This is a genomic window from Sedimenticola hydrogenitrophicus (genome assembly GCF_029017505.1).
In the GTDB taxonomy this organism is placed as follows: Bacteria; Pseudomonadota; Gammaproteobacteria; order Chromatiales; family Chromatiaceae; genus Sedimenticola; species Sedimenticola hydrogenitrophicus_A.
Window position 1 is genome coordinate 1 of the sequence record NZ_JAQGEI010000024.1, and the last position, 17,026, is coordinate 17,026.

The window sequence follows — 17,026 nt, forward strand, 5'->3', positions numbered from 1 at the left end:
TTATTTATATAATTATCTAGCTTGGCAAAGCCTTTATCTTTTGCTGCCACTTCACATAGTAGCCTTAAAGACATTCTAATGACTGAAATAAATGTTGATGATAGTACATGTTGATTATTGTTGTAGTAATCGTATAAATCAGAGATATCTCTATAAATATTATTCACCTCACAAGATTTCAAATACAAAGGCCCGCCGAATATTTTATTCTTACTATTTGATCTAGGTGAGCGTTTCCTGTTTTTAATTAACTGGCCCCCGTGATTCTCTGATATAACTGCACACTTCTTATTTGCCTTACCTGTTTTATTGTCTTCAATTATCTTTCTTGTAGATCCTTCGAGAACACCCAAGACGTCCCCACGATTTTTACGGGTCGAGATCTCTGTTGCCTCAATCTTTTTAGCCAAATCTAATAGAATAATATTTGCTGTTTTTGCATCATATTTCGACTTTAGCTCACCAGAATCAGTAGAGAAACCTAATTTCTTAATGTTTTCAGCCCTAAATATTTCATTTTTAACAAAACCTTTGTTCATCGCTGGATTACTACCAATCAAGCCAGTGGCTTCTTCTATGATCAAATAATCACTTTTCTTATAGCCCATATGCCTGTGTAAGAATATATCTCGTTCCAGTGGATTCCATGAGCCCGAATCGCCATGCTTTCTCCATATATGCTTTAGTGCCACATCCTGCGTACACACATTACAGGGAATTGAATATGGGAAGTCTGGTATCAAAAAGCGTTTTTCTTCTGTGATTGTTACTAAATTGTGTTTTATTTTTGCGAGTATAATCCTTCTGTTGCCATCATAAACTATTGGTATTCGGTTATGATAAACAACGATTGGTAGTTCGCTATGATCAAAAATATCCCCCATATTCTTCGCGAGCTTGTCTAATGCCCAAATTTTGTTATTTTCTCCTAGCGCACGATCAACAATTTTCTGGTCATTATTATCTTCATAAATAGGATCTCTAGGATTCTCAGACCACAGAACTAGCTCACTTATAGGTATGTATTCTACTTTTTGTTTTTCCATCAACTGCTCCATGAGATCCACAGATATTGCTTTTAAATCTATCTTTAATTGATGTGGTAATTAAAAGGGATAGCGAAAAGAGGTCAAGGCCATTTAAGCGGCGACCCATTTCACTTGCCGCTAATGTATTGGGCTTGACCCTAACTTATTGAAGATTACCAGAGATTCAATCACTGAGGAACCCATTTCAGGTTGTTATGTCGGGTGAGGTGTGCGGCAGGCTGCGTAGCACTCCCGACAACACCCCCATTTGTCGTGTCCATTACCCTACATTACCCGACCTGGCTCATTAAAAAACACCCAATAAACAGCCTATTAGCTTCCTAGCAGCAACTGGGCACAGCCTTTGCATCAAGGGTCTCAAGCAATGTTAACAACCCTCGACAGGGCATTGATCAGGAGACCCAGTGATGGAGTTGACGGTAATAGGTCAAACGGCAGGTGAGGCGGCTGAGGGCGGCTGCAGTTCGTCCGGTTGCGGCGGCAGCAGCGATCAGTTGTCGCATCTGCCCGAGCATATCCGCGCGAAGGTGCACAACCACCCCTGCTATTCTGAGGAGGCGCATCACCACTATGCCCGCATGCATGTGGCGGTGGCGCCGGCCTGTAATATTCAGTGCCACTACTGTAATCGGAAGTACGACTGCGCCAACGAGTCGCGTCCCGGTGTGGTCTCGGAGGTGCTGACGCCGGATCAGGCGGTGAAGAAGGTGATGGCGGTGGCGGCGAATATCCCGCAGATGACGGTACTCGGCATCGCCGGTCCCGGCGATCCGCTGGCCAATCCGGAGCGCACCTTCGAGACCTTCCGCCAGCTGACCGAGAAGGCGCCAGATATCAAGCTCTGCGTCTCCACCAACGGTCTCTCCCTGCCGGATCAGGTGGAGGAGCTGTGCAAGCACAATATCGACCACGTCACCATCACCATCAACTGTGTCGATCCCGACGTGGGCGCCAAGATCTATCCCTGGATCTTCTGGAACAACCGCCGCATCAAGGGACGCAAGGGGGCGGAGATCCTGATCAAACAGCAGCAGAAGGGGCTGAAGATGCTCACCGTTGATCAATGGGGTCAGTGTCATTGATTTCCTCTCATCGGAGAAACATCAATGACTCCGACCCCATTGATCCGCAATCAATATTCCAACCGCAGCAGTTCGTACAGCAAATGAATAGCCCATAGTGAGTTCCCTCTTCATGACTTGACTAAGAAATATAAATCCCTGATCAATGGGGTCAGTGTCATTGATTTCCTCTCATCGGAGAAACATCAATGACTCCGACCCCATTGATCCATTCATTGATCCCATTGAACCAAAAAGTCCAATTGAAACAAAAATAGCGAGAAATATTCCTATGGTTTTTTTCATGCGTATGACCTTAGGTGCCTGATTTTTTGCCCTAACGCCTAAAGCAGCCGAGCGCGCTTTTCGCGCGTCGGTTGCCTTTACTGGTTATGTTCGTATTTGTTCGGGAGCAGAAAAACAACCCCGTTATCTGTGACCCTAAACTCGCCATTATAGAAATCACCTCGATTGGTTGATTGGCCACTTTTTAGCTTGGTAACATCTGCATCCGATATAGGCATTGTCATGTTTTGTTTCTTAAACCCGACATTGTCACTTACTAGCTTGCTCGCATAGTCGACTGCCTTAGATTTAGGGTAATCGACCTGTTTCACGGTAGGAATATTTTCCACGGTACTAATGATGTACGCTTCAGATTCTGTAACCCAAGCTTGGAACGTTGACGGCCTGTCTTGTTGGCCGTCATCTTCAAGCACGGAAATAGAAAGCATTCCTCCTCCATCGGGAATTTTCCTCTCGACCTCCCTGCCTTTATGAATAAAATATTCTCTGCCTTTTGTTTGCTTTGGATCTACGGGTAATACCTTAGCTGTTTGAGCACCACTCATGTCTGGTGATTTATTAGCCATTTTTTCAATCGCAGGTGGTATCACATAGGACATAGCAACTAGCCAAACAGCTACAAATGCTATTGCGGCCCCCGCTCCGAAAACGATTCCCTGTATAAACTTCTTCAACATTCATAGATCCTTTTCTTGTAGAACAGCGTTATTCACCGACATCAGACGTCTATCCCTCCGACGCCTATCCATTAGTTTTAAAGCCCAGAGTATTACTTGAATTCCCAATCGATACAAGAACTTACTTCGATTTAATTTGCGCCTGATGTTATCTGGATAGGCGGACGCGTTCGCATCATTACTGTCGTCTATCCAGTTTGCACACAACCTATATGTGTCCTGGTAAGCGATTGTATTTTGTCCGGTATTTGTATTCAGGTGCATTTGTGATTCAGGAGATATACGCCAGAGTCCGCTGAATTCCGCTCGTGATGAGGTCATCAACAGCCACATCCACCCAATTCATCCCCTTCGATGCGTAGCGTAGCACTCCCGACAACCCCGCCATTTGTCATGTCCATTACCCTACATAGTCCGGTTATCCGTATAAAAAAATAACCAATAAACAGTATGTTAACTTCCTGGCAGCAACTGGGCACACCCTTTGCATCAAGAGTTTCAAGCAATGTTAACAACCCTCGACAGGGCATTGATCAGGAGACCCAGTGATGGAGTTGACGGTAATAGGTCAAACGGCAGGTGAGGCGGCAGAGGGCGGCTGCAGTTCATCCGGTTGCGGCGGCAGCAGTGATCAGTTGTCGCATCTTCCCGAGCACATCCGCGCGAAGGTGCATAACCACCCCTGCTATTCCGAGGAGGCGCATCACCATTTTGCCCGCATGCACGTGGCGGTGGCGCCGGCCTGTAATATCCAGTGCCATTACTGTAACCGGAAATACGACTGTTCCAACGAGTCGCGGCCGGGGGTGGTGTCGGAGGTGCTGACGCCGGATCAGGCGGTGAAGAAGGTGATGGCGGTGGCGGCCAATATCCCGCAGATGACGGTGCTCGGCATCGCCGGTCCCGGCGATCCCCTGGCCAATCCGGAGCGCACCTTCGAGACCTTCCGCCAGCTCACCGAGAAGGCGCCGGACATCAAGCTCTGCGTCTCCACCAACGGCCTCACCCTGCCGGACCAGGTGGAGGAGCTGTGCAAGCACAATATCGATCACGTCACCATCACCATCAACTGTGTCGATCCCGACGTGGGCGCCAAGATCTATCCCTGGATCTTCTGGAACAACCGCCGCATCAAGGGACGCAAGGGGGCGGAGATCCTGATCAAGCAGCAGCAGAAGGGGCTGAAGATGCTCACCGAGCGCGGCATCCTGGTGAAGGTCAACTCGGTGATGATCCCGGGGGTGAATGACGCGCACCTGGAAGAGGTGAGCAAGGTGGTGAAGGCCAACGGCGCCTTTCTGCACAATGTGATGCCGCTGATCGCCGAGGCTGAACACGGCACCTTTTATGGCGTGATGGGCCAGCGCGGCCCGACCCACGGTGAGTTGCAGGCGCTGCAGGATCAGTGCGCCGGCGACATGAACATGATGCGCCACTGCCGCCAGTGCCGCGCCGATGCCGTCGGCATGCTGGGCGAGGACCGGGGCGATGAGTTCACCATGGACAAGGTCGAGAACATGGAGATCGACTATGAATCGGCCATGCAGCGGCGCGCCGAGTATCACGCCTCCATCGAGGCGAATCGCGAGGCGCAGAAGCAACAGAGCGGCCAGGCCTTCGTCGCGCTCTCGTCGCTGCAGTTGAAGAAGAAAGAGACCCGGCCGGTGTTGATGGCGGTGGCCACCAGCGGCGGGGGTGTGATCAACCAGCACTTCGGCCACGCCAAGGAGTTCCTGGTTTACGAAGCGTCGATGACCGATGTGCGCTTCATCGGCTACCGCAAGGTGGATCTCTACTGCAGCGGTGGTGACAGCTGCGGTGACGCGGAGACCACCCTGCAGAAGATCATCCGCGCCCTGGAAGGCTGCGAGGCGGTGCTCTGTTCCAAGATCGGTTACGAACCCTGGGAGCAGCTGGAGACGGCCGGCATCCAGCCCAACGGCGAGCACGCCATGGAGCCGATCGAAGAGGCGGTGGCCGCCGTCTATGCCGAGATGGCCGGGAACGGTCAGCTGGATGAAGCCCGGGAAACGGCTCAGTTGCAGATCGGTGCCTAACAGGAAACCTATGGCTGGAGATATCCGCATGGCTTATGAAATTATCGAGAGTTGCGTCAACTGCTGGGCTTGCGAGCCGCTCTGTCCCAGCCAGGCGATCTTTGATGCACGCCCCCACTTCCGCATCGATGCGAAAAAGTGCACCGAGTGCGAGGGCGATTTTGCCGATCCCCAGTGCGTCAGTATCTGTCCCATCGAGGGAGCCATCCTGAGCCCGTTCGGCGAGGCGGCCAATCCGCCCGGCTCCCTTACCGGAATCCGGCCGGAACGGATGGCCGAGGTGATGGCGGAGATCCAGGCGCGCTAACGACAAAGGAGCTAAACCGTGTCCACGAACCTGACATTGCCTGGCATCGAACGTTTCAGCGCGTGGCGCAAGCCGCGCCCGCAGCGGTCGGTCGGCACACAACCCGATTGGGCGCATCTGCCGGAGCGGCTTTGGCGGCGCAACTCAGCGTTGCTGAACTCCCTGCACGAAAAGCAGTTGCGCAACGACCCATGAACCAGTTGCTGTTTTACGAAAAACCGGGTTGCACCGGCAACCAATACCAGTTGGCGCTGTTGCGTGCCCGGGGCCATCGGCCGGAGGTGCGGGATCTGCTGAGTCACGCCTGGACGGCGGTAACCCTGCAGCCGTTTTTTGGCGACAAGCCGGTGCCCCAGTGGTTTAACCCGTCCGCCCCGGCGGTGAAGTCGGGGGCCATCGATATCACCGCTCTGAGTGCACGGCAGGCGCTGAATTTGATGCTGGCCGAGCCGTTGCTGATTTGTCGGCCGCTGCTGGAGTACGGCTTGCTGCAACAATCGGGGTTTGTCGACGGACCGGTATTGAAGGCACTGGGTATCGTGCTGGATCGCAAACGGGATCTGAACGCCTGCCCGATGGGCGGGGATGCGCTTGCATGTGAACCGCCGGCTTAGCGGGTTGAATAACCCCGGTCGTTGCAAAAATCGACCTGTAGGAGCGCCTCTGGCGCGAAGTTGTTCGCGGCGAAGCCGCTCCTACGGGTGCAATTCTGGACTTCACCAGCGGTGCATTCCAGGAAACGATGCAACATGTCTGTTTCATCCGGCAGTTGAATTCGTAGGGTGGATAAGCGTCAGCGCATCCACCGTGAGTCGGATGGCGGTGGATGCGCAAGCTTATCCACCCTAGATGTACATATGCCATCCTCGGGTCCGTGAACGGTACATCCATGTACCACTCCTCACCCTACAAGTACCGCGAGTTCAGCAGATTGAATTGAATAACGCTTCATCACGGCAACGTATTACACCCTACAGGTGAGCAAAGATGGCGAAAGCAAAGATTACATTTGAGGATATCGGAAAGAGCGTCAGCGTGCCGGCCGGCACGCGGGTGATTGAAGTCTCCGAGCAGATCGGTGCCGGGATCGTGTACGGCTGCCGCGAGGGCGACTGCGGCACCTGCATGATGCATGTGCAGGAGGGGTGGAACAATCTCAGCGAACCCTCGGTACTGGAAGAGAAGGTGCTGAAGGAGAACATGGCGAGCCGGCATGACCGGCTGGCCTGCCAGGCGCAGATTATCGGCGACTGTACCATCAAGCCCGCCTGATTGAACCTGCTTGACCGAAGAGGAGTAGACCGATGCCGCTGATCACCTTTTCCAGTCCCGATTTCAAGGACAAGACGGTCTATGCCGTGTTCGGCCACGCACCCGATACGCTGCTGGCCATCGCCCGGGCCAACCGGATACCGCTGCGATTCGAGTGTGGCGAGGGTAAGGGCTCGCGCAAAAATAAGGTTCGGTATTCGGTCGCAACTGGACCCCGCTGGAGGCGTTACGCTTTTTGGCAAGGGAACAGCCATTGCCTGCAAAGCGTGCCTTGCCAGCGTGACCCAGTTACGCCCTCGGTACTGCGAAATTATTCTTGCGCGAGCCCTAAGTGCGGCAACTGCGCCATCCGGGTTCAGCCTGCCGATGACCAGGTAGCCCGGGCGTATCCCCTGGATAGAAAGGAGCGACGGGTGCTGCAGGCGTTGGGCAAGCTCGATGTGTCGGCGCCGCCGGGACGACATCCGCCCGGTGAATGGCATCTGGCTTGCCGCTTCATCCCCCGGGATGAGGATATTGTCGTGGCGTATGAGGTGGCGTGATGGCGCATGCGGTCAGGGCGATTGATAGCTTGGAGACGGTGTATGCCGGATTGATGGCGGGGCGCCGGGGCGAGCCGGTGGAGAAGCCGCTGGCGCGCATGCTCGCCTCCTGGTCGGTGGGGCTGGGCGTCATGCCCGACTGGCTGGGCCTGGGTGAGATGCCGTTTCGCCGGATGATGGCGCGGCATTTTCCCGCGGCCGATCCAGACCGGGTGGTGCGGCTCGGCCGGCCGCTCGGTTTCAACCGTCACGATGAGCGGGAGGAGCTGAACCAGCTGCTGCTGGCGGGGCGCACGGGCGCCAGTGAATCGGAGGTGTGGATGGCCGGCATTGTGACCGTGGGTTGCCTGGGGAACGATCACCTGTGGCAGGACCTGGGCCTCTGGAGTCGCCCCGACCTGTCGCAACTGATGCTGGACAATTTCGCGCCGCTGGCGCTGCGCAACGACAAGAACATGAAGTGGAAACGCTTCCTCTACAAGCAGCTGTGCGAGGCGGAAGGCATCTATGTCTGTCGCTCGCCCAGTTGCGAGGTGTGTGTCGATTACGCGAAATGTTTTGTGCAATCGTAGGGGCAGGCCCCCGTGCCTGCCCGGATGGGATGGTGGCGGAATCGAACGGGCAACCACGGGGGGTTGCCCATACGTGGGGTGCGGGGGTCGGTGCAAACATCACTATCACTGGAGCAACGCGCCCTCGGCGCCTACCTGGGGCTGGCCGTCGGCGATGCCCTGGGGGCCACGACCGAGTTCCTTACCCCCCAGGAGATCCGGGAAAATCACGGGGTCCACAAGAAGATTGTCGGTGGCGGCTGGTTGCATTTGAAGCCCGGCCAGGTGACCGACGATACAGGCATGAGCCTGGCCCTCGGCGAATCGATCCTGGCGCAGGGCGGGGTGCGCGCGGTGCCGGTGGCACGGGCGTTCAGTGACTGGATGCGCACCAAGCCGGTGGATATCGGTCACACGGTGCGGCGCGGCATTGTCCACTTCCGCGACAGCGGCGTGCCGTGCGTGCCGGAGAATGAATTCGATGCCGGCAATGGCGCCTGCATGCGCTCGCTGCCGGTGGCCATCGCCTACTGGAATGCCCCCCATGAGCGGCTGGTCGAGGCCTCGCGTACCCAGTCCCATGTCACCCACAACAACCCCCAGGCCGATGCCGGGACGGAGGCCGTATTGCGCATGCTGGTAGCCGCCTTCCGGGGCGAACCGCCGGCGACCTTGCATAACATCGCTCTGGAGTTGGTGGCGCAACAGCGCGCCTACCGCTTTGACCGGCGCCCGGTGGAGAATCCCAGCGGCTGGATGGTGGAGACCCTGCAGGCGGTATTTCAGGCCTTCTTCGCCCATGACAGCCTGGAGGCGATCCTGATCGACGTGGTCAACCGGGGCGGGGACGCCGATACCACCGGGGCGATTGCCGGCATGCTGGCCGGTGCCTGCCATGGGGTGGAGGCCATCCCCCGGCGCTGGCTCCGGGCGCTGGACCGGGAGGTGCGGGTGGCCTGTGAAGACCAGGCGCTGGCGCTGCTTGAGTTGGCGCAGACGGCTGAGTGGGGTCGGGGTTGTTCTGTTGAGGGGAAATACAGCCACGCAGGATGTGCTGAGCCCGGCGACACGCATCACCGGTGATTGATGCGGTTCGTTTTACTCACCGCATCCTACGATTTCGGAATTCGTAGGGTGGATAAGCATCGGCGCATCCACCATGAATAGGAGGCGGTGGATGCGCAAGCTTATCCACCCTACAAATACTTCGGCGGTGGTCCGTAGAAGGTGTCGGAGTCGCGCGTCGAACTCCGTGATGAATTCCTCCGGAAGTGGATGCGCGACTCCGACACCTGTTGCCGCTCGGTATGCATTCCCACGCGGAGCGTGGGAACGAGGAACGGACTCGTAGGGGCAGGCCCCCGTGCCTGCCCGGACGGGGTGGGGGTTGTGTCGAGTGGGCAACCACGGGGGGTTGCCCCTACGTAGCGCATGAAGGTCGCGGCATGGCGTGTAGAGGTCTGTTCATCAGGGGGTAGACGGGCACGTTTTTTGTGCCCACGCGGAAGCCACCGACCAGACAACGTCATCAGCCATTGCCGTTCAGTTTGAGGTGCGCCGCCAGGGCGCTGTCCATGGTGCGGGCGTGCAGGTCGAACCAGCCGGGCAGGTGATTTTGTACATAGTCCTGGCCCATGGCGATTGAACCCCGCGCCACCTTTTCGCCGAACCGGTCGAGTTCCCCAAGCACCCGCTGGTGTTCATCGGTATGTTCGCGGATGGCCGAAAAGCGGTACTGCTCCATCAGGGCCGCCTCCGAATTGAAATGGGCATGGGTGTGCTTCACCAGCTGCGCAAACAGGGTGACAAAGTCATCCCGCTCCGAGACGGCGAGTTGATTGACCAACGCGATGAATTCGTGATGGGTCTGGTCCATGGTGGTTACGCCCAGCCGGTAACTGGGGTTGTCGGCATCGATCATCGGTTGCATAACTTGAACTCCGGTCATGCGGAATTGTTGGAAGGGATCGGCGTCGAATGGCACTTACTTAAGGCGAATTGCAGGATTTCCGTCATTCCGGCGCAGGCCGGAATCCAGGAATACCGCCACCATTAGGCAGTCTGGATCCCGGCCTTCGCCGGGATGACGGTGGTTCTTGGCTTAAGTAAGTGCCATTCGGGTCGGAGTCAAATTGGTTTAGGATTGTTTGCTTCCACCCGCATCATTGATCCAATTTGACTCCGACCCCATCGATTCCGATCCCGGTCTCATGTTTCGGCACGATGGCGGCCGCTGCCATCAGGTCGCTGACGTCGGCCTCGATGATCTCGATGTTCAGGCGTTGGCAGAAACGCCGCTCCTTGGCATTCGGCTTGGCAATCAGCGCCCAGCCGGCAGGGGTGGCAGCGTCATAGATCATGTCGGAGAGTACCATGCGTTCGGTGTCCCGGGTCATGCGCAGGCCGATGAACAGGTACTGTTTTTCCTTGCGGTAGCGCTTGACGAAATCGGGGATGGCGAAGCCGCCCATCAGCTCGGAGATGTAGTCGACGTAGTCGGCGTCCGAGGCGATATAGGTGGCGTCCGGCAGCGGGCTGCCCATCGGTTTGAACAGGATGGGCAGGGAGGTGTCCACCGCCTCCTGTTCGATCTCCCGCTCGGAATAGCGCATGCCGTCGTAGTGGTGAATGCGGAAGCGGTAGTCGGTGCCGGCAATCCGCGAGATGCCGCGGATCAGGGTGTGGGGCCGGTCGGCATAGCCCAGCTGCAGCTGGTTGTCGCGGTTGATGTCGATCACATAGGGTGTCCCGATCGCCGCGAGCCACGCATGCAGGGGCGAGCGGCTCCAGCGGGTTGCACCGTAGGTGCTGTCGAGAAAGCGGTTGACCGCACTGCGGCCGCGTTTCAGTTCGATATCCATGGCCGCCCGGGGAAACTCGTACATCAGCCGTGGGGACATGGGGTTGCCGTTGTTCATGGCGAGGATCAGGCTGTCACTGTCGGCGGGGATCGGTTCACCGGTCTCGATATTGATCACGCCGTCGAGTGCGCCGGCCCCCAGGTAGGGCACGATGTCGCCGCTACCGATGCCGTCGATCAGGTCCTGCATGCTTGTCTCTGCCATTTTCCGTGCTCCTTAATAATGGGGATTCACAAGGCAGCAGCAAGAGCCGGGCCAGATTGGCCGATCCGTATCGGAACAACGACTTAGCGATATCCGGGGTGGGCATTGTGAATACGATTGTCGGCTTTGCTACACAACGTCGTGGTCTTCCAATCTAATATTGCCGGGTAAATCTGTTTCAGTTTCGTAGGGTGGATAAGCCGGTAGGCGCATCCACCATTGCTTTGTCCAGTAATGGAATTATGCCGCGGAGATCATGGATGGCCGGGAGCGGTCGCGGTGGATGCGCTGTCGCTTATCCACCCTACGAACTATTGGGTAGTTTTGTGCGGCGGGCTACTACACAGGACTAAAATGGCTTCAGCGCGACTTCATACACCCCACCGATCACCAGGTACTCATCCTCGCCACTCAGCCGGCCCGGCAGTAGCCCCGGGAGATAGACCAGTTTGCTCAGCGGGATCTTGGCTTCAAGAATATAGTCACCGAACTCGTCGGCCCGTTCGCGGTTGCCGGTAAAGGAGTTGATGTTGTTCAGCACCAGGATATAGATATGCCGGGCCGGTTGATGCAGCACCTCATGTTCATCGATGCGGTTGATGCCACGGTACAGGGTGAGATGGGTCTGCGCGGGGAACTGGCGGCGCACCTCGTACTGGCAGTAGGTGTAGAGCAGGTCGAGCTGGGACTCCAGGGCATTGGTGTTGTACAGCCCCTGGGTGCGGGCCGCCAGATAGTGCTGGTAAGTCTTGGAGTTGATATCGCCCACCGGTCCCTGGTGGTTGCGCGGCAGCAGGCCGAAGCGCGATTCCACCCAGCCTTTCAACACGGCCGCCTCCTTGCCGTCGGCATCGAACAGCCAGCCGCGCAGGATGCGCAGGTAGTCCGCCCGGCGCCGGTTCTGTTTGCCGGGTTGGTCGGGCAGTCCGGCCTCGTCCGGATTATCCAGCAGAAAACCGGAACGCATATAGTCCTGAAAATTCTCCGCCCGCTCGGCGGCATCCGCTATCTGCTGCAGATTGCTGAACAGCGCGGCATGCAACTCCTGCACGCCGTCCAGGTGGAGCGGCGCCGGGTGGTGCTGGAAGGTCAGGCTGCCGAGGATCACCGGCGGCAGATTGCAGTGGTTGATGGAGAGCCGGGCGCTGGCCGGCAGCGAGGCGCTGTCAGGCGCGGTTTGTCTGTATTCATCCATACAATTGACCGGGGTTTGTAGCAAACCCGACTGTTGAATCCTGCCCTTGCTTAATAAAAATACCGTTTTATTACAGTCAGTTAAAATCAGTTCCTGCTTTTGGCACAGCCCTTGCTCAATACCCGTTGTCCAGGTGATTCAGCGTTTTCAATCACCACTGATTCAACAACGAGTAAGGAGATCGACATGGCACTGCGTCAATGTGCAATTTACGGTAAAGGTGGTATCGGCAAGTCTACCACGACCCAGAACCTGGTGGCCGGTCTGGCCGAACTGGGTAAGAAGGTCATGATCGTCGGTTGCGATCCCAAGGCGGACTCCACCCGTCTGATTCTGCACGCCAAGGCGCAGAACACCATCATGGAGATGGCGGCAGAGGCCGGTACGGTCGAGGATCTGGAGCTGGAAGATGTGCTCAAGGTCGGCTATGGCGATATCAAGTGCGTCGAGTCCGGTGGCCCGGAGCCCGGTGTCGGTTGCGCCGGCCGTGGTGTGATCACCGCCATCAACTTCCTGGAAGAGGAAGGCGCCTATGAAGAAGACCTCGACTTCGTCTTCTACGACGTGCTGGGTGACGTGGTGTGTGGCGGCTTCGCCATGCCCATCCGTGAAAACAAGGCGCAGGAGATCTACATCGTCTGCTCCGGCGAGATGATGGCCATGTACGCGGCCAACAACATCTCCAAGGGTATCGTGAAATACGCCAGCTCCGGTGGCGTGCGTCTGGCCGGTCTGATCTGCAACAGCCGCAACACCGCCCGCGAGGACGAGCTGATCATGGAGCTGGCCCGCCAGCTGGGCACCCACATGATCCACTTCGTGCCGCGTGACAACGTGGTGCAGCGCGCCGAGATCCGTCGCATGACCGTCATCGAGTACGACCCCGAGGCCAAGCAGGCCCAGGAGTACCGTGACCTGGCGCAGAAGATCATCGACAACAAGAACTTTGTCATCCCCACACCCATCACCATGGATGCCCTGGAAGACCTGCTGATGGACTTCGGCCTGATGGACGAGGAAGACGAGAGCGTCATCGGTCAGAAAGCCAGCGCCGAGGCGTAAGCGAAGGGGATGTCAGCTGTAGGTTGGGGTGAGCTTGCGAACCCCAACAATTGCAAGGCCGAACCATCCCGGTTTGTTGGGGTTCGTTCCTCACCCCAACCTACGGATTATTTCATGACCCCGCGTATCCATGGATTAGTGGTGCCGGGAGAAGGAGAAGATTTATGTCAACCATGACACGCGAAGAGACCGCCGCCCTGATCCAGGAGGTGCTTGAAGTCTACCCAGAGAGTGCACGTGAAGAGCGTGCCAAACATCTCACGGTGAATGACCAGGAGGTGGAGCAGTCGAAAAAGTGCATCACCTCCAACCGTAAATCCCTGCCGGGTGTAATGACCATCCGCGGTTGCGCCTACGCCGGCTCCAAGGGCGTGGTCTGGGGTCCGATCAAGGACATGATCCACATCTCCCACGGACCGGTCGGTTGCGGCCAGTACTCCCGTGCCGGGCGGCGTAACTATTATGTCGGCACCACCGGCATCAATACCTTCGGCACCATGAACTTCACCTCTGATTTCCAGGAGAAGGATATCGTCTTCGGCGGCGACAAGAAGCTGTCCAAGATCATGACCGAGATCGAGCAGCTGTTCCCGCTCAACAAGGGCATCACCATCCAGTCCGAGTGTCCCATCGGCCTGATCGGCGACGACATCGAGGCGGTGGCCAAGCAGGCCGCCAAGACGCTGGAAAAACCGGTCGTGCCGGTGCGTTGCGAGGGTTTTCGCGGTGTCTCCCAGTCCCTGGGTCACCACATCGCCAATGATGCGGTACGCGACTGGGTGCTGGGCAACCGCGACGAGGACACCAGCTTCGTGAGCACCCCCTATGACGTGACCATTCTCGGCGATTACAACATCGGTGGTGACGCCTGGGCCTCCCGTACCCTGCTGGAGGATATGGGCCTGCGGGTGATCGCCCAGTGGTCCGGCGACGGTACCCTGGCGGAGATGGAGAACACCCCCAAGGCCAAGCTCAACCTGCTGCACTGCTATCGCTCGATGAACTACATCTCGCGGCACATGGAAGAGAAGTACGGCGTGCCCTGGATGGAGTACAACTTCTTCGGTCCGACCAAGATCGCCGAATCACTGCGCCAGATCGCCGCGTTCTTCGATGAGACCATCCAGGCCAATGCCGAGAAGGTGATCGAGAAGTACCAGGCCGAGTACCAGGCGGTGATCAACAAGTACCGTCCGCGCCTGGAAGGCAAGCGGGTGATGCTCTACGTGGGCGGTCTGCGTCCGCGCCATATCATCGGCGCCTACGAGGACCTGGGCATGGAAGTGGTCGGCACCGGCTACGAGTTCGGCCACAACGACGACTACGATCGCACCATCAAGGAGATGGGCAACGCCACCCTGATCTACGACGACGTGACCGGCTACGAGTTCGAGGAGTTCGTCAAGCGGGTCAAGCCCGACCTGATCGGTTCCGGTATCAAGGAGAAGTACATCTTCCAGAAGATGGGCATCCCCTTCCGCCAGATGCACTCCTGGGATTACTCGGGTCCCTATCACGGCTATGACGGCTTCGCCATCTTCGCCCGCGATATGGACATGACCCTGAACAATCCCTGCTGGAGCAAGGTCCAGGCGCCCTGGCTGAAAAGCGAGGAGGCCGCGGAAGCCGCCGTGGCCGGCGCCTGATTCCATGGAGGTAGGTTGGGTTGACGGAGGAAACCCAACGTTGGGCTTCGCAAGCTCAGCCCAACCTACATTCGAGGCATAACAAGTTTATTTTTATCTGACCCGTCGTCCACGGATTAGTGGCGCGGGAGGAGAAAGATCATGAGTCAGCTAGTCGAAGACATCAAACCGAGTTATCCCCTGTTCCGGCAGGACGAGTACAAGGATACCCTGAAGAACAAACAGGAGTTGTTCGAGGAGAAGGTTCCCCAGGAGAAGATCGAAGAGGTGTTCCAGTGGTCCACCACGGTGGAGTACAAGGAGCTCAACTTCAATCGCGAGGCGCTGACCGTCAACCCGGCCAAGGCGTGTCAGCCGCTGGGTGCCGTGCTCTGTGCCCTGGGCTTTGAAAAGACCCTGCCCTATGTGCATGGTTCGCAGGGTTGCGTGGCCTATTTCCGCACTTACTTCAACCGCCACTTCAAGGAGCCGGTGGCCTGTGTCTCCGACTCCATGACCGAGGACGCGGCGGTGTTCGGCGGGCAGAAAAACATGTTAGCCGGCCTGGAGAACGCCAAGGCGCTGTACAAGCCGGAGATGATCGCCGTCTCCACCACCTGCATGGCCGAGGTGATCGGTGACGACCTGAACGCCTTTATCGGCAACGCCAAGAAAGAGGGCAGTGTCGAGCAGGAGTTCCCCACCCCGTTCGCCCATACCCCCAGTTTTGTCGGTTCCCATACCACCGGCTGGGACAACATGTTCGAGGGCATCCAGCGCTATTTCACCCTCAACTACATGGAAGACAAGGTGGTCGGCAGCAACGGCAAGATCAACATCGTGCCGGGCTTTGAGACCTACCTGGGCAACTACCGGGTGATGAAGCGCATGATGGTGGAGATGGACGTCGAGTGCAGCCTGCTGAGCGATCCCAGCGACGTGCTGGATACCCCGGCGGACGGCGAGTATCGCATGTACGACGGCGGTACCACCATCGATGAGATTAAGGACGCGCCGAACGCCATCGACACCCTCTACCTGCAGCCCTGGCAGTCGGTGAAGAGCCGCAAGTTCACCAAGAACACCTGGAAGCAGCCGGCCTCCGATATCGCCATTCCCATGGGACTGGAGGCGACCGACGAGTTCCTGATGAAGGTGTCGGAACTGACCGGCAAGCCGATCTCCGCTTCGCTGACCCGCGAGCGCGGCATCCTGGTGGACATGATGACCGACAGCCACGCCTGGCTGCACGGCAAGTCGTTCGGTGTCTACGGCGATGCGGATTTCGTCCTGGGCATGGTGCGCTTCCTGCTGGAGGTGGGCGCGGAGCCGACCCAGATCCTTTGCAGCCACGCCAACAAGCGCTGGAAGAAGGCGGTGGAACAGCTGCTGGCCAACTCACCCTACGGCCAGAACAGCGAGGTGCACATCGGCAAGGATCTGTGGCACTTCCGTTCCCTGATGTTCACCAACAAACCGGACTTCATGATCGGCAACTCCTACGGCAAGTTCATCCAGCGCGACACCCTGCACAAGGGCAAGGAGCACGAGGTGCCACTGATCCGTATCGGCTTCCCGATCTTCGACCGGCACCATATGCATCGGGACACCACCCTGGGTTACGAGGGTGCCATGTACATGCTCAAGACCCTGGTCAACGCGGTACTGGAACGGCTCGATGAAGAGACCCGGGGCATGGGTACCACGGACTACAACTACGACCTGATCCGTTAATCAGGTTAAGGGATCGGAGTCGAATGGCACTGACTTAAGGCGAATTGCAGGAGTTTCGTCATTCCGGCGCAGGCCGGAGGAGTGGTGCAGGGATGCACCGTTTACGGACCTAAGGATGGAATCCAGGAATGCCGCCACCATTAAGCAGTCTGGATCCCGGCCTGCGCCGGGATGACGGTGGTTCTTGGCTTGAGTAAGCGCCATTCGGGTCGCAGTCAATATTTCTGACTCCGACCCCCGATCTACGGACAAGTAATGCGGCATTCAATTTTGCCGGCTGAAGTGAGGTAAGAACGATGCCCAGTGTAATGATTCGTGTGAAAGAGAATGGCGCGCTCCTGTTCTATATCGCCAAGAAGGACCAGGAGGATGAGATCGCCGAGGTGGAGACGGATACCGAGGAGAGCTGGGGAGGCGAGGTGTTGCTGACCGACGGTTCCCGCTACTACGTCGATCCGATCACGCCCCGGCCTTCATTCCCGACCACATTGCGTTTCAAGCGTGTCTGAACCCCCTTTTTGAA

17 protein-coding genes and 1 pseudogene are annotated in these 17,026 nt (G+C 57.2%); 13 read left to right on the forward strand and 5 right to left on the reverse strand.

The annotated features are described in order from the left end of the window. Positions 1-1,046: hypothetical protein (locus O9K64_RS14970; protein ID WP_275098895.1), on the reverse strand; the 1,046-nt coding region annotated here is incomplete at its 3' end. Between the two features lie 410 nt (positions 1,047-1,456). On the opposite strand from O9K64_RS14970, the pseudogene O9K64_RS14975 reads away from it, so the two are divergent. Continuing rightward, positions 1,457-2,101: pseudogene (locus O9K64_RS14975) on the forward strand (radical SAM protein); the annotation flags it as partial. A 392-nt stretch (positions 2,102-2,493) separates the two neighbouring features. Here O9K64_RS14975 and O9K64_RS14980 read toward each other — a convergent pair. Next, positions 2,494-3,093 (reverse strand): hypothetical protein, encoded by a 600-nt coding sequence (locus O9K64_RS14980; RefSeq protein ID WP_275098896.1) that lies wholly within the window; start codon positions 3,091-3,093, stop codon positions 2,494-2,496. Between the two features lie 548 nt (positions 3,094-3,641). Between O9K64_RS14980 and nifB the strand changes: the two genes are divergently transcribed. The 8 genes from nifB (at position 3,642) to draG (ending at position 8,905) form a co-directional block, all read left to right on the forward strand. Next, positions 3,642-5,150, forward strand: a complete 1,509-nt coding sequence (gene nifB, locus O9K64_RS14985; protein WP_275098897.1) for a nitrogenase cofactor biosynthesis protein NifB — start codon at positions 3,642-3,644, stop codon at positions 5,148-5,150. A 28-nt stretch (positions 5,151-5,178) separates the two neighbouring features. Next, entirely contained in the window at positions 5,179-5,457 is a 279-nt protein-coding gene (locus O9K64_RS14990) for a ferredoxin (RefSeq protein WP_275098898.1), read from the forward strand. 18 nt (positions 5,458-5,475) lie between these two features. Further along, positions 5,476-5,652 carry a hypothetical protein gene (locus tag O9K64_RS14995; protein WP_275098899.1) on the forward strand — a complete coding sequence of 59 codons (177 nt, stop codon included), beginning with the start codon at positions 5,476-5,478 and terminating at the stop codon, positions 5,650-5,652. Then, positions 5,649-6,071 carry a nitrogenase-associated protein gene (locus tag O9K64_RS15000; RefSeq protein WP_275098900.1) on the forward strand — a complete coding sequence of 141 codons (423 nt, stop codon included), beginning with the start codon at positions 5,649-5,651 and terminating at the stop codon, positions 6,069-6,071. The genes O9K64_RS14995 and O9K64_RS15000 overlap by 4 nt, the downstream gene beginning before the upstream one ends. A 373-nt stretch (positions 6,072-6,444) precedes the next feature. Further along, a complete protein-coding gene (locus O9K64_RS15005) occupies positions 6,445-6,729 on the forward strand; it encodes a 2Fe-2S iron-sulfur cluster-binding protein (protein WP_275098901.1) in 285 nt (94 codons plus the stop codon). A 32-nt stretch (positions 6,730-6,761) separates the two neighbouring features. Then, the gene (locus O9K64_RS15010; protein WP_275098902.1) at positions 6,762-7,271 is read left to right on the forward strand and encodes a hypothetical protein; all 510 of its coding nucleotides are present in this window, start codon (positions 6,762-6,764) and stop codon (positions 7,269-7,271) included. Then, complete coding sequence (locus O9K64_RS15015; RefSeq protein WP_275098903.1) at positions 7,271-7,843, forward strand: nitrogen fixation protein NifQ; 573 nt, start codon at positions 7,271-7,273, stop codon at positions 7,841-7,843. Before O9K64_RS15010 ends, O9K64_RS15015 begins: the two co-directional genes overlap by 1 nt. A gap of 90 nt (positions 7,844-7,933) precedes the next feature. Continuing rightward, positions 7,934-8,905 carry an ADP-ribosyl-[dinitrogen reductase] hydrolase gene (gene draG / locus O9K64_RS15020; protein WP_275098904.1) on the forward strand — a complete coding sequence of 324 codons (972 nt, stop codon included), beginning with the start codon at positions 7,934-7,936 and terminating at the stop codon, positions 8,903-8,905. 445 nt (positions 8,906-9,350) lie between these two features. On the opposite strand, the gene O9K64_RS15025 is transcribed toward draG, so the two are convergent. From O9K64_RS15025 to O9K64_RS15035, 3 genes are all read right to left on the reverse strand, one after another. Next, complete coding sequence (locus O9K64_RS15025) at positions 9,351-9,752, reverse strand: bacteriohemerythrin (protein ID WP_275098905.1); 402 nt, start codon at positions 9,750-9,752, stop codon at positions 9,351-9,353. Between the two features lie 232 nt (positions 9,753-9,984). Further along, entirely contained in the window at positions 9,985-10,887 is a 903-nt protein-coding gene (locus O9K64_RS15030; protein ID WP_275098906.1) for an SIR2 family protein, read from the reverse strand. 349 nt (positions 10,888-11,236) lie between these two features. Continuing rightward, the gene (locus O9K64_RS15035) at positions 11,237-12,082 is read right to left on the reverse strand and encodes an NAD(+)--dinitrogen-reductase ADP-D-ribosyltransferase (RefSeq protein WP_275098907.1); all 846 of its coding nucleotides are present in this window, start codon (positions 12,080-12,082) and stop codon (positions 11,237-11,239) included. Positions 12,083-12,268: 186 nt separating this feature from the next. Here O9K64_RS15035 and nifH point away from each other — a divergent pair, with 186 nt between their 5' ends. The 4 genes from nifH (at position 12,269) to nifT (ending at position 17,012) form a co-directional block, all read left to right on the forward strand. Further along, on the forward strand, positions 12,269-13,144 hold the full coding sequence (nifH, locus tag O9K64_RS15040; RefSeq protein WP_275098908.1) for a nitrogenase iron protein: 876 nt from the start codon (positions 12,269-12,271) through the stop codon (positions 13,142-13,144). 164 nt (positions 13,145-13,308) lie between these two features. Next, positions 13,309-14,790, forward strand: a complete 1,482-nt coding sequence (gene nifD / locus O9K64_RS15045; protein WP_275098909.1) for a nitrogenase molybdenum-iron protein alpha chain — start codon at positions 13,309-13,311, stop codon at positions 14,788-14,790. A gap of 141 nt (positions 14,791-14,931) precedes the next feature. Further along, positions 14,932-16,503 carry a nitrogenase molybdenum-iron protein subunit beta gene (nifK, locus tag O9K64_RS15050; RefSeq protein ID WP_275098910.1) on the forward strand — a complete coding sequence of 524 codons (1,572 nt, stop codon included), beginning with the start codon at positions 14,932-14,934 and terminating at the stop codon, positions 16,501-16,503. A gap of 296 nt (positions 16,504-16,799) precedes the next feature. Beyond that, on the forward strand, positions 16,800-17,012 hold the full coding sequence (nifT, locus tag O9K64_RS15055; protein WP_260295662.1) for a putative nitrogen fixation protein NifT: 213 nt from the start codon (positions 16,800-16,802) through the stop codon (positions 17,010-17,012). The last annotated feature ends 14 nt before the right edge of the window (positions 17,013-17,026 follow it).

Coding starts and splice junctions, on each gene's coding strand:
- nifD (WP_275098909.1), top strand. CDS start 13,309: ATGTCAACCATGACACGCGAAGAGACCGCCGCCCTGATCCAGGAGGTG.
- nifT (WP_260295662.1), top strand. CDS start 16,800: ATGCCCAGTGTAATGATTCGTGTGAAAGAGAATGGCGCGCTCCTGTTC.
- O9K64_RS15005 (WP_275098901.1), top strand. CDS start 6,445: ATGGCGAAAGCAAAGATTACATTTGAGGATATCGGAAAGAGCGTCAGC.
- O9K64_RS15000 (WP_275098900.1), top strand. CDS start 5,649: ATGAACCAGTTGCTGTTTTACGAAAAACCGGGTTGCACCGGCAACCAA.
- O9K64_RS15015 (WP_275098903.1), top strand. CDS start 7,271: ATGGCGCATGCGGTCAGGGCGATTGATAGCTTGGAGACGGTGTATGCC.
- nifK (WP_275098910.1), top strand. CDS start 14,932: ATGAGTCAGCTAGTCGAAGACATCAAACCGAGTTATCCCCTGTTCCGG.
- O9K64_RS15030 (WP_275098906.1), bottom strand. CDS start 10,887: ATGGCAGAGACAAGCATGCAGGACCTGATCGACGGCATCGGTAGCGGC.
- O9K64_RS14980 (WP_275098896.1), bottom strand. CDS start 3,093: ATGTTGAAGAAGTTTATACAGGGAATCGTTTTCGGAGCGGGGGCCGCA.
- O9K64_RS15025 (WP_275098905.1), bottom strand. CDS start 9,752: ATGCAACCGATGATCGATGCCGACAACCCCAGTTACCGGCTGGGCGTA.
- O9K64_RS15035 (WP_275098907.1), bottom strand. CDS start 12,082: ATGGATGAATACAGACAAACCGCGCCTGACAGCGCCTCGCTGCCGGCC.
- O9K64_RS14990 (WP_275098898.1), top strand. CDS start 5,179: ATGGCTTATGAAATTATCGAGAGTTGCGTCAACTGCTGGGCTTGCGAG.
- nifB (WP_275098897.1), top strand. CDS start 3,642: ATGGAGTTGACGGTAATAGGTCAAACGGCAGGTGAGGCGGCAGAGGGC.
- nifH (WP_275098908.1), top strand. CDS start 12,269: ATGGCACTGCGTCAATGTGCAATTTACGGTAAAGGTGGTATCGGCAAG.
- O9K64_RS15010 (WP_275098902.1), top strand. CDS start 6,762: ATGCCGCTGATCACCTTTTCCAGTCCCGATTTCAAGGACAAGACGGTC.